Source organism: Pigmentiphaga aceris (genome assembly GCF_008119665.1).
In the GTDB taxonomy this organism is placed as follows: Bacteria; Pseudomonadota; Gammaproteobacteria; order Burkholderiales; family Burkholderiaceae_B; genus Pigmentiphaga; species Pigmentiphaga aceris.
The window spans coordinates 2,460,624-2,473,251 of the sequence record NZ_CP043046.1 but is presented as its reverse complement, the minus strand read 5'-3'; the positions used below and the strand labels follow the sequence as shown (position 1 = coordinate 2,473,251).

Here is a 12,628-nt window from a genome sequence, read left to right as displayed (position 1 = left end):
GTATTGGCGCTAGCCTTTCCGAGTTCCCCCCGATGTCGGTCGCCCTTCGCGTAGTCTCTCGCCTAGGCCTGTTCGGCCGCACTTTCCTGTTGTTGACCGTGTTGATGACGGCCAGCCTTGCCGTATGGCTTCAAGCCTTCCGCAACATGGAAATCGAGCCGCGGGCACAACAAATCGCCCAGCAGATCGTGACCGTGGTCAATATCACGCGTGCGGCGCTGGTCCATTCCGCTCCCCGCGTACGTCGCGATCTGATGCTGGATCTGGCTACCAATGAAGGTATTCAGGTCTATCCCCGTGAAACCACCGACAAGACGCAACCCATCCCGGATCGCGAGATCCTGCAGCGGGTCGCCGTCTATGTGATCGACCGTCTTGGTCCCACCGCGCAGGTGGTCTGGGAGGTCAATCGCATCCCTGGCCTGTGGGTCAGCTTTGCCATCGATGACGACGACTATTGGGTCGTGATCGAACGCGACCGCGTGGAACGTGCACCCGGCGTGGAATGGCTGGGCTGGGGTGCGGCAGCCTTGTTGTTGTCGCTGCTTGGCGCAGCCATGATCGTGAGCTTCGTGAACCGGCCGCTGTCGCGGCTGGCACGTGCAGCGCAAGCCCTGTCTTTGGGTGAAAAGCCTTCTCCCCTGCCCGAAATGGGGCCGGACGAGATCCGCAGCGTGAACGCCAGCTTCAACCGGATGGTGGAAGAACTGGATCGTGCGGAAGCCGATCGCGCACTGATGCTAGCCGGTATTTCGCACGATCTGCGCACGCCCTTGACGCGTCTGCGCCTGGAATTGGAACTCAGCGGCCTGACCGAAGAAAGCCGGCACGCCATTGACGAAGACGTAGCGCAGCTTGACCGCACCATTGGCCAGTTCATGGTCTATGCGCGTCCGGCCACCACGCCTGATCAGGTCATCGATGTGTCCGGGCTGATTACTGATCTGGCCGAACGCGAACGCGCGCACACGGAATTGATGGGCGGCACGCTGGTCGCGAATGTGGCGGGCGATCTGAAAGCGCGCGTGGCACCGTCCGACCTGGAACGCGCGGTCTGCAACCTGGTTGAAAACGCGCGCAAGTATGGCCATGACGAAGGTCGTCCGGTTGCCATCGATCTGATCTTGCATGCGTCGCAGGGCAATATTCATATCGATGTCTGCGACCGTGGCCCGGGCATTCCGGCATCGGATGTGCCGCGCATGCTGCGTCCGTTCACGCGTGGGTCCGAGGCGCGCACCGATGCGGGTGGCGCGGGCTTGGGCCTGGCTATTGTGCGACGCCTGCTGCAACGGGTTGGCGGCACAATTGAACTGCTGCCGCGTCCTGGTGGCGGCTTGATTGGCCGGGTGGTGTTGCCTGCTGCCCCTCGCAACGCAGCCTGACCGGTCATAGCAGTATCTGCAACTTCGCTGGCAAACGGCGGCTTGTCCAGCCGTCGTTTGTCAGCGCGTCGGCCAGCGCGTCGGCCACCACAGCCCTGCTGTCTGTGATTGCTGCGCGCGATCTGCTTCAGGCACAGAAGACAGAAAACACGCAGACACGCCGACCGTGCTACATGGAACCTGCGCATTCGCAGGTTCCATGTGTCGATCAACGATGTGTCGATCAACGCAGTGAATCAAGCACGTTGATTACGCCGCTTCCAGCGAACTCATATCGATCACAAAGCGGAAGCGCACATCGCTGCGCACCACGCGCTCGTAAGCCTCGTTGATGTCCTGAATCTTGATGAGTTCGATGTCGGACACGATGCCGTGTTCGCCGCAGAAATCGAGCATTTCCTGGGTTTCCTTGATCGAACCGATCATCGACCCGGACAGCGAGCGGCGGCCACCGACCAGTGCGAACGCATGCACCGGCGCAGGCGATTCCGGGATGCCAACCAGCACCATGCTGCCGTCGAGCGCCAACAGGTTCAGATAGTCGGTCCAGTCGATGCTTGCGCCAACCGTGTTGATGATGACGTCGAAATAGCCTTGCAGATCAACGAAGGTCTGCAGGTCGCTGGTCGCGAAGAAGTGATCGGCACCCATGCGTTTGCCGTCTGCTTCCTTGTTCAGCGTCTGGCTCAACACCGTGACTTCGGCACCCATCGCGTGCGCCAGCTTTACCCCCATGTGCCCCAGCCCGCCCAGGCCCACGATGGCAACCTTCTTGCCCGGCCCGACCTTCCAGTGTTTGAGCGGTGAATACAGGGTGATACCGGCGCACAGCAGCGGCGCAGCAGCGTCCAGCGGCAGCGAATCGGGAATGGACAGCACGTAGCCTTCCTTGACCGCAATGCGCGAGGAATAGCCGCCAAAGGTGGGCGTGACGCCATCGGCTTCCAGGCTGTTGTAGGTCTGGATCAGGCCAGCCATGTATTGCTCGTTGTCGACGTCGCGCGTCTTGCACTTGGTGCACGAATCCACAAAGCAACCCACGCCCACGCGGTCACCCACCTTGAACTTGGTGACGGCCTTGCCGACTGCCGTCACGACACCCGCGATCTCGTGGCCCGGCACCATCGGGAACATCGAACCGCCCCACTCGTCGCGGGCCTGGTGGATGTCGGAGTGGCAGACGCCGCAATAGTGGATGGCGATATCGACGTCATCGTCGCGCAGCTCGCGGCGTTCGAAACTGAAGGGTTGCAGCGGAGCGCCTGCGGCGGGAGCGGCGTAACCATTGACGATCGGCATGTGTCTGTTCTCTCTCAGGAAGGGATAGTGCAACTATGAACCCAAGCCGGACGAGGCAATCGTCCGATTTGCATGTCTTTATCACTTATTTGGATAGGATGAATCGTTCGTTGGTTCCGATCGACTGCGCTTCTAGGATGCATCGATGGGTGGGCGACCTGCCCCGCCCGGCTCAGGTTGACACCTTCCCGCCACCGCTTCCATCAGAGATATCGCCATGCCCAAGACTCCCCGACAAATCAAGCTAGGCGCATTTCTGATGCAGACCGGGCACCATATCGCCGCCTGGCGTCTGCCCGAAACCCATGCCGATGACGGACAGAGTTTCAAGCGTTTTGCCGAGCTGGCCAAGAAAGCCGAGGCCGCCAAGTTCGACACGATCTTTTTTGCCGATTCAGTAGGTGTGCGCAATGAAGACCCGACCTCTCTGCACCGCACCGCGCGCAGCGATCATTTCGAACCACTGACCTTGCTGTCGGCGCTGTCGGTGGTGACCGAGCGCATCGGTCTGATCGCCACCGTTTCCACCAGCTTCAACGAACCTTTCAATGTGGCGCGCAAGTTTGCGTCGCTGGATCACCTGAGCGGCGGGCGCGCAGGCTGGAATCTGGTCACATCCAGCGGCAACGGCGAGGCGCACAACTTCAACCGCAGCGAGCATCTTCAGCATGGTCTGCGATACGAACGCGCAGGCGAGTTCTATGACGTGGTGACTGGGCTGTGGGACTCGTGGGACGACGACGCGTTTCTGCGCGACAAGGAAAGCGGCATCTACCACGACCCGAACAAGCTGCATGTGCTGGGCTACCAGGGCGAACACTTCCAGGTACGCGGCCCTTTGAACGTGGCGCGACCGCCGCAGGGCTGGCCGGTCGTGGTGCAGGCGGGAGCATCGGAAGCCGGCAAGGAACTGGCGGCACGCACAGCGGAAGTGATTTTTGTGGCGCACCAGACCTTTGGCGAGGCGCAGGATTTCTATCGCGACATCAAGGGACGGCTGGCGCGTTACGGCCGCCATCCCGATGACTTGAAGGTAATGCCCGGCATCTTCCCCGTAGTGGGCCGCACGCAGGCCGAGGCCGAAGACAAGTTCGGTCGCCTGCAAGACCTGATCCACCCGGACGTGGGCCTGTCGCTGTTGTCGAACATGATTGGCGGCGTTGATCTGTCGGGTTATCCGATCGATGGCCCGGTGCCGGAACTTCCCGAAACCAACGGCGGCAAGAGCCGCCAGCGTCTGCTGCTGGACTTGGCTCGACGCGACAATTTGACCATCCGCGATCTGTATCTGCGCATTGCCGGGGCGCGTGGGCATCAACAGGTGGTGGGGTCGGTCACGCAGGTGGCAGACCAGTTGCAGCAGTGGTTCGAAGAAGAAGGTGCCGACGGCTTCAACATCATGTCGCCATCGCTGCCCAGCGGGCTGGAAGACTTCATCGAACTGGTGCTGCCAGAACTGCGCCGCCGCGGCCTGTTCCGCACGGAATATGAAGGCAAGACCCTGCGTGAGAATCTGGGCTTGCGCAGGCCGGTCAGCCGGTACGCGGGTGCGAAGGTTGCTGCGCAGGCGGCGTGATCGGCTGCGTTGATATTGGCGTTGCGTAGGTCAGCGCCGTCAAAGTCAACTGAGAATTTGAACGGCGGTGCAGCCGCGCCGTTCAAATCGAAGTTCAACTGCAATTGCTAGCTGAGATTTCCCACCGCGATGCTTGCTGGCTTGAGTCTGGATTCAGATCAGCCATACAAGCATGGCTGTATTACACCGCGTACAAACTTGCGCACGCATAATCGGTGCGCACCGCGATGGTGTCAGTGCCCATCCACGCAATATCGGCACGACGCACGATGTGCTCGACCCGGAAACGCAGCACGCTTTGCATCGTGGCCAGATCGAAGACCTCGATGTGGCCACGATGCGTGACGGCCAAGCGTGTGCCAGTGGGGTCGATGGCAAAATCGCCATTGCCCAGGTCACCCAAGTCCGGCCAGTCAGTGCGCGCTGCGCCCGCGGCCACGTCAAAGCAATGCAAGCCCCAGCCGGCATAACGTCCCTTGGCAATCAGCCAACGGCCGTCGCCAGAAAATTCCAGCTTGTCGATCTGCGTGAAGCTGCCCTGCCAGGTGCGCGACTCGCCGCTGGCAATATCGAACAACACCACCTCGCCTTCCTGCGCGCAGGCAGCCACCGTGCTGCCATCGGGTGACAGCGCACCCGTCATCTGCACGCTGCCCTTGTAGATCTGCGCCTCGAATTTGCGGCGGAACAGTTCTTTGCCGGTGGCAATGTCTTTCACGACCACATCGGGCGCGTCGTACCACGCGATGCGTGTGCCTGCCGCATCCAGGAAGCTGCCATGTCTGGCACGCGATTCGGTCAGCGCTTCAAAGGCCCCGCTGGCATCAGACCAGGCTATGACCTGGTCATCGGCCTGCACCAACACGCGGTCCAGGGCCGGCGCATGGATGATTTTCCACGCCAGGCGATTCGGCGGCAGGTCCATCGGCTTGCTGATCACGCCGTCGGCACTGACAAACACCAAGTGTTCGCTGTCGCCGCTGCGGCTGCACATGATCCGCCCACCGACATCGGCCAGCGCGAGTGAACCGGTGTAGGCACCACCTAGGTAGCAGTGCATGCGCGGTTCGCCAGGGGCTGCGTCGGGGGTGACCAGCACCATGTTCTTTTTCAGTCGCGCCCATTCCTCTTTCTCGGCCCAGATGCGTGCCGTCTCGGCGTCCGCCTTGGGTTTGTCGGCATGCTTTTCCTTGCCGGGAAATCCATTGCTGATGATGACCAGTTCCCCATCACAGCGGGTGGACCAGGTTTTACCGGTGGCGGGATCGAGCAGGCGACGGACGCGATTCATGCGGTTCCTTGTAAGACGATGACATCAAGAGCCGCAGCATAGACCCTCATCGGCTTTGCGTCAGAGACGATTTACCAAGGGTCAAGTCTTTGGGGGGATGTGCTTTAAACATCATGCCCCTGGAGTCATCCTTCAAGCAGCAGGCCTGAAGCTTCAGGCTGCCGAAGCCTCATGCCCTGCGCGCCGCAACGGCCGACAGAAAGTCCGCACTGCTGCAAAGACGCAGCCCTCGCTTGCGCATGTTGTCCAGAAAAGTCTGCTGCTGGGCGTCGAACCCACCAACCGGGCTCATGCAGTCAGTCAGCAACACCAGCTTGTCCAAGCGCTGCGACGGCAGATGGTCAGCGATATCTTCCACCGTGGCGCGCACGCAGTGGCTGCCCGCCTCGCCTGCAATCACGATCTGATCCGCGCGATCAAGCTCGGCCAACCACGCCGCGTTCAGCTGCGTTGCCGGGTCGTTGGCATCAGGCACCTCGGCCCGTACCGCGCTGTAATGCTCGGTCCAGGGGTTGCTGCCCTTGCTCAGCTTGCCGACCACACGCAGGTGCTGATCTTCCCAGCGGTTATAGGCGGCCTTCACCGCCGGATGCACGTTATGCCCCCAACTACCGATTTCGCAGTGCACCGGCCACACCATCAGCGTGTAGCGCCCGCGTTGTTCCAGTTCGTCCAGATAGCGCTGCGCACGTGCCAAGGCAGTTGCGTCGCGTGGCCGATAGTCCCCAGCACGTAGTTGTGCCGCGGTGATCTGCGTGAATGCAGCGACAGGCAAGTCGTCCCGGGTCGTCCAGAACCCCGGGTGCGCAATATCCAGACGGTGATGAGAATCCAGCGTGACGGTGATCGCGCTGATGCGCTCGCTGGCCTCATCGATCAGACGGGCAATGCGCAGCATGTCCTGGTGCGCGCCGGGGACAGGCAAGGCGGGGGCATGTAGCTTTGCAGCGGTGGGACCAGCGGGATCAGCGAGCGGATCGACCAGGGAACCGATGAACGCGGCAGTCTGGGGACCGGTTGTAAGACCCGCCGTGAGACCACCCGCAGACTCGCTCAACGGATCACTCCCACACCAACCCGCCGGCAGATCGCAAAAATCATTTTGCGGGTCTATCAGCACCAGGTGAATGGAATCTGTCACGGGTATGTCTCCTTTGGCCGATGTGCAATGCGCGGCATCCATGTCACTTTAAGGGCGAGCCAGGGTGAAGCACCATTACCAAGGGCACGCCTTCGGCACAGTATCTCCTTGTAACAAAACAGCATATCTGTTACATCACTGAAGCCACGCAAAAATTCCGGCAGTTCTCGAATATCCCCTGGCGGGATTTCGTCGGCAACCGACACCCGCTGTTCCACCTGCCCGTTTTCCCCATATGAGTATTCAACGCCTGATTCAGGTGGCTTTCATTCCCTTGTTGCTGGCCATTCTGCTGTCATGGTGGATGGTGCTGCGCATTGCCGACAACCAGCAAACCCTGACCGAATTTTCCAGTCAGCGCATCAAGATCCAATCACTTGGCGCAGAACTTCGTGCGCATTCACGTGACCTGGTTCGGCTGGCCCGCGCTTACGTGGTGACCCGCGAAGCGCGCTACAAGCAGGAATACGAACAGCTTGTCGCTGCGCATGCGGGCAAGGCACCGCGCGCCGATGGGTCCACGATTGCCTTCAATGACTTGCTGCGCAAACACGGGTTTGCGCCCGATGAGCTGCGACTGCTGGAAGAAGCAAACCGGCTTGCGGATGAATTGAATCGCACCGAGCGGCGCGCCTTCCGCGCGGTCGGGCATAACGATGGCAATCAGCGCACAGACGAGGCCACGCCCGACAGCACGACAGGCGCTGTCCCAGACCTTGCCTCGACCGATCCGGTGCCCCTGTTGTTCAACCCGGTCTATGAAGCATCAGCCGATGCCGTTCAAGACGCCATCGATGCCTTCAACGCCCGCACTGAAGCCCGGATGACCGAGACCTTTGCCAAGGTATCGGCACAAACGCGCTGGGACATGGCTGCGGTGTTCGGATCCTTGGCGCTGCTGGGTGCCGCGCTGATCGGCACTTATTTCGCTGGGCTATACCGCCTGAGCCGCCCACTGGGTCGCCTGCAGACCAGCATCAGTCGCATTGCCGAAGGTCAGCTCGACATCGCCATCCCCTACCCTGATCGCCCCGACGAACTGGGCGACATTGCACGTGGTCTACAGCGACTGCGCGAGGTCTACCAGCGGCTGGAGGATCAGCGCTGGGTGAAGAACCAGGTAGCGATCATCTCGACGCAATTGCAGCAGGCCGAACACGCTGACGAACTTGCCCGGGTCTTTCTGACACGTCTGGCACCGCTGCTGAACATCAGTCACGGAGCCGTCTACCTGCACGACGAAGAGCGCGCGCAGCTTTATCTGCTGCACGGCTACGGGCTTGACGCCAATCGGCAATCGGAAGCGCCCATCGCCTTCGGGCAAGGCCTGGTGGGGCAGGCTGCCATGGATCGTCAGCCCATCGTGCTGCAACACGTCCCGCCGCACTACGCGTTTGGTTCTGCCACGGGTTCATCCGTGCCCGACACCTTGCACTTCATCCCGCTGGCATTGAACAAACGCCTGTTCGGCGTCGTTGAATTCGCCGTGGTGGGTACGCTCACCGAGCGCGCACAAACGCTGCTTGATGAATTGCTGCCCGTCATGACCTTGAACATGGCGATTCAGGAACGCACCGAGAAAGCGTGGCGTCTGCTGGAAGAAACACGCGAGCAGTCAGACAAGCTGGCCGCACAGACCAACGACCTGGAAGAACAGACGGCCGAGCTGGAAGCGCAGAAAATCCAGCTTGAAGAAGCCGAGGCCTGGTACCGCAGCGTGATCGAATCTGCACCCTACGGCATGCTGGTTGCCACCGCCGACGGCGACATCATGCTCAGCAATCCGGTGCTGGACAGCATCTTCGGTTATACGTCGGGCGAACTGCTGGCCATGAATGTCGAGGCCCTGATTCCGCAGATCATGCCGCGCACGGGCGAGTCCTTCCGCGAAGACTGCCTGCGCCACGGCGCATTGACCACCAGTGCGAAAAGCCGCGACATTCAAGGGGTGCGCAAAGACGGCAGTCATGTGCTGCTGTCGGTCGGCCTGGCGTTCCTGCCCGGCATGGGCAATCAGGAAGCCTATGTCTGCGTGTCCATCGTAGATGTGTCCGAACACCGGGCCATGGAAGCGCAAATCCACCACAGCAACTTCATGGCGGATCACGCCCTGGCGCTGACCCGCGCGGGGTATTGGCATATCCCCATGCAGACGCCGGACTACTTCCTGTCGTCCAGCCGTATTGCCAGCATCTACGGCGAACAGGCCGACACCCCTGATTTTCGTTATCGCATTGAAGAAGACTGGATCGCCCACGTGGCGGCAGTCAGCCCCGACGATGCCGTAAAACTGCGCCGCCTGCTGGCGTCGCTGCGCGCAGGTGATATCGAGCGCTACGAGGCGCGCTACCCCATGCAGCGGCCCAACGACGGCGCAGTGGTGTGGTTGCAGACGGCCGGGTTCTCGATACGAGACAGCAATGGCACGGTGATCGACATCTACGGCGTAAGCCAGGACATCACCGCCAGCAAACGCGCACAACTGGCGCTGGACGAACAACTGGCCTTCCAGAAAGTCTTGTTCAACGTGATCCCCTACCCCGTGTTCGTCAAAGGCGCAGACGGCCGCTTCTCGGCATTCAATCAGGCCTACGACGCGTACTTTGGCATCGACACCACGCCCTTGCTCGGCAAGGAAGTTCTGGACCTGGACTACTTGCCCGAAGCCGACCGGCGCATCTATCACGACGAAGACCGGCGACTGATACTGGAAGGCGGCAGCGTACGCCGCGAAGCTGTTTTCCAGCGCCCTGATGGCCACTTGCACCACGCTTTGTACTGGTGTTCAGGCTTCCAGCTGGGCGACGGCTCGCCGGGCGGTGTGGTGGGCACCTTCGTGGACATATCCGAACAGAAAGAAGCCGAACGCCTGATCCAGCAGGCAAAGGAAAGCGCCGACGCCGCCAGCCAGGCCAAGGGCAACTTCCTGGCCAACATGAGCCACGAAATTCGCACGCCGATGAACGCCATCATCGGCATGTCGCACCTGGCGTCTGAAACCGATCTGGACCAGACGCAGCGCAGCTACATCGAAAGAATCCAGCAGTCCGGGCAACACCTGCTGGGTGTGCTCAACGACATTCTGGATTTCTCCAAGATCGAGGCCGGCAAACTGTCGGTGGAAACGACGGTGCTGGATCTGGACGACGTGTTGTCCGGCGTGGCTGACCTGATGGCCGACAAGGCCAGCGACAAGGGACTGGAGTTCATTCTGAATGTGGCACCCGACGTCCCCCGTTCGTTGATCGGCGACCCCTTGCGACTAGGTCAGGTGCTGATCAACTACGTCAACAACGCCGTCAAATTCACCCAGCGCGGTGAGATCGAAATCTGCGTGCATCCGCACGAAACCGGCGACACCCACGCCGTGCTGCGTTTCGAAGTACGTGACACGGGCATCGGGCTGACACCGGAACAGCAAGCCCAACTGTTCCAGAGCTTCCAGCAGGCCGACACATCGACCACACGCAAATACGGCGGTACCGGGCTGGGCCTGGCGATTTCGCGCAGTCTGGCCGAATTGATGGGTGGCACGGTGGGCGTGCGCAGTGTGGCAGGCCAGGGGTCCACCTTCTGGTTCACCGCGCGGCTGGGCATTTCGCAGGATGCCGAAGCAGCGGATGCAGCGCAGGACCTGACTACGTCACCCACGCAACACGCGTCCGAGATCGATGGCCTGGCCGGGGTACGGGTGCTGCTGGTCGAAGACAACGAACTCAATCAGGAAGTGGCTCGCCTGCTGCTTGAGCACGTAGGCATGTCGGTGGACATTGCCGGCAATGGTGCCATCGCCGTGGAACGCGTGCAGCAGCACGCTTATGACCTGGTCTTGATGGACTTGCAGATGCCGGTGATGGACGGTCTGAGCGCCACCACCGCCATCCGCCAGATGAAGCCCCTTGATGACTTGCCGATCATTGCCATGACCGCCAACGTGCGCGACGCTGACCGCCAGCGTTGTCTGGATGTCGGCATGGTCGATTTCATTGCCAAGCCTTTCGAACCGACGGTATTGCTGGCCACGTTGGCACGCTGGACTGGCAACCACGTCGCGCGCCCCGACCGTGTCAGCACGGCCGCCCCCGAGATCGTCAGCCTGCCGGCAAGCATTCACCAACTGACGGGTGTGGATGTCAGCCTGGGACTGCGCCGGGTCATGGGCAAAAGCGATTTTTACCTGAGTATGCTGCGCAAGTTCGCCAGCGGCCACCAGACGACTGCGCACGCCTTGCGCACTGCGTTTGCCGCGGGCGAGTGGGCAACTACGGAGCACATTGCCCATACGCTGCTGAGCAGCGCCGGCAACATCGGTGCAGTGTCCTTGCAGACGGCGGCGGCAAGTCTGGAAAACCAGCTGCGGCATGCGCCACCCACCGGAGGTTCGGCAGATGCATCGTTGCATGCCCACGTTGATACCGTCGTCAGCATGCTGCAAACACTGGTCGACCAACTCGATCAGGCCTTGTCGATGCCGAGCACATCGACAGACCATATTGCAGACCGCCCGGCCCTGGTCCGTGTATGCCGTGACCTGGCCAACTACCTGCGGCAAGACGACGCCGAAGCGCTGGAATTGTTCGACCTGCATCACGCCCTGCTTCGCACCGCTTTTGGCACGGACTACCCCCGCATTGCCACTGCCATGCGAAGCTACGACTTTGCTGCTGCGCTGGCGTTTCTGCATGAGGCCTGCGCAGCCCTTGCCATTGCTCTTGAGGATGCCGAGACATGATGTCCGAACTCGATCCCGCACTGCCCATCGTGCTGGTCGTCGATGACACGCCCGACAACCTGGCCTTAATGAGTCGCCTGCTGCGAGGTCTGTACCGCGTGAAGGTGGCCAACAGCGGCGCACGCGCGCTGCAGATCGCACGTGGCACAGAAGCGCCCGACCTGATTCTGCTCGATGTGATGATGCCCGAGATGAATGGCTACGATGTCTGCCGCCAACTGAAAGCAGACCTGGCCACGCGCGACATCCCGGTCATTTTCCTGACGGCGCGCAGCGACCTGGAAGACGAACAGGTGGGGCTGGAACTGGGGGCGGTGGACTACATCGCCAAACCCATCAGCCCGCCGATTGTGCTGGCGCGTATCAAGGCGCACTTGGCGGTGAAAGCCAATGCAGACTTCCTGCGCGATCAGAACGATTATCTGGAACGCGAAATCCAGCGCCGTACCCGAGACGCTCAGGCGATTCAGGACGTCACCATCATGGCGATGGCGTCGCTGGCAGAGACCCGCGACAACGAAACCGGCAATCACATCCGGCGCACGCAGTATTATGTGAAGCTGCTGGCGGAACAGCTGTGCGACCACCCGCGCTTCAAGCACTGGTTGACGCCTGCCACCATCGACTTGCTGTTCAAATCTGCCCCCTTGCACGACATCGGCAAGGTGGGCATCCCGGATCATATTCTGCTGAAACCGGGGCGTCTGACGCCGGAAGAGTTCGAGATCATGAAGACCCACACCACGCTGGGGCTGGAGACGATCGAAAACGCCGAACGACAGCTTGGCATGAAGGTGGATTTTCTTTATTACGCCAAGGAAATCGCCTACGGGCACCAGGAGAAGTGGGACGGCTCGGGCTACCCGCAAGGCCTGGTTGGCGAAGACATTCCGCCGTCTGCCCGCCTGATGGCCGTGGCAGACGTCTACGACGCGCTGATCAGCCGTCGCGTCTACAAACCGTCCATGTCACACGACGCGGCCCGCGAGATCATGGTGAAAGGTCGCGGCACCCATTTCGACCCGGACGTGCTGGACGCGTTTCTGCAGCTGGAAACCGAGTTCCGCAAGGTTGCCGACCGTTTTCGCGACAGCGATGCAGACATGGATGCGGTGCGTGCACGGGTGGAAGCTGCGCAGGAAAATTCGCTGCGATAGGAAGCGCTGCATATTGCCCGTGCATGTTGTCCATGCATGTTATCCAT

At 61.1% G+C, this 12,628-nt stretch carries 7 protein-coding genes; 4 read left to right on the top strand and 3 right to left on the bottom strand.

The features are described 5' to 3' along the window. Nucleotides 1-32: 32 nt before the first annotated feature. Entirely contained in the window at nt 33-1,385 is a 1,353-nt protein-coding gene (locus FXN63_RS10660; protein ID WP_148814664.1) for an ATP-binding protein, read from the top strand. 249 nt (nt 1,386-1,634) lie between these two features. Here FXN63_RS10660 and FXN63_RS10655 read toward each other — a convergent pair whose 3' ends face one another. Further along, entirely contained in the window at nt 1,635-2,684 is a 1,050-nt protein-coding gene (locus FXN63_RS10655) for an NAD(P)-dependent alcohol dehydrogenase (RefSeq protein ID WP_148814661.1), read from the bottom strand. A gap of 217 nt (nt 2,685-2,901) precedes the next feature. On the opposite strand from FXN63_RS10655, the gene FXN63_RS10650 reads away from it, so the two are divergent. Next, entirely contained in the window at nt 2,902-4,260 is a 1,359-nt protein-coding gene (locus tag FXN63_RS10650) for an LLM class flavin-dependent oxidoreductase (protein ID WP_148814659.1), read from the top strand. Nucleotides 4,261-4,441: 181 nt separating this feature from the next. On the opposite strand, the gene FXN63_RS10645 is transcribed toward FXN63_RS10650, so the two are convergent. Both FXN63_RS10645 and FXN63_RS10640 read right to left on the bottom strand, forming a co-directional pair. After that, on the bottom strand, nt 4,442-5,551 hold the full coding sequence (locus FXN63_RS10645) for a WD40 repeat domain-containing protein (protein ID WP_148814657.1): 1,110 nt from the start codon (nt 5,549-5,551) through the stop codon (nt 4,442-4,444). 169 nt (nt 5,552-5,720) lie between these two features. After that, nucleotides 5,721-6,692: a cysteine hydrolase family protein gene (locus FXN63_RS10640; RefSeq protein ID WP_425468690.1), complete on the bottom strand. Its 972-nt coding sequence runs from the start codon at nt 6,690-6,692 to the stop codon at nt 5,721-5,723. Nucleotides 6,693-6,927: 235 nt separating this feature from the next. Between FXN63_RS10640 and FXN63_RS10635 the strand changes: the two genes are divergently transcribed. Together FXN63_RS10635 and FXN63_RS10630 are read left to right on the top strand one after the other, a co-directional pair. Beyond that, nucleotides 6,928-11,424, top strand: coding sequence for a PAS domain S-box protein (locus FXN63_RS10635; RefSeq protein ID WP_148814653.1), 4,497 nt, complete (start codon nt 6,928-6,930; stop codon nt 11,422-11,424). Further along, nucleotides 11,421-12,581 carry a response regulator gene (locus FXN63_RS10630; protein ID WP_148814651.1) on the top strand — a complete coding sequence of 387 codons (1,161 nt, stop codon included), beginning with the start codon at nt 11,421-11,423 and terminating at the stop codon, nt 12,579-12,581. Before FXN63_RS10635 ends, FXN63_RS10630 begins: the two co-directional genes overlap by 4 nt. Nucleotides 12,582-12,628: the final 47 nt, after the last annotated feature.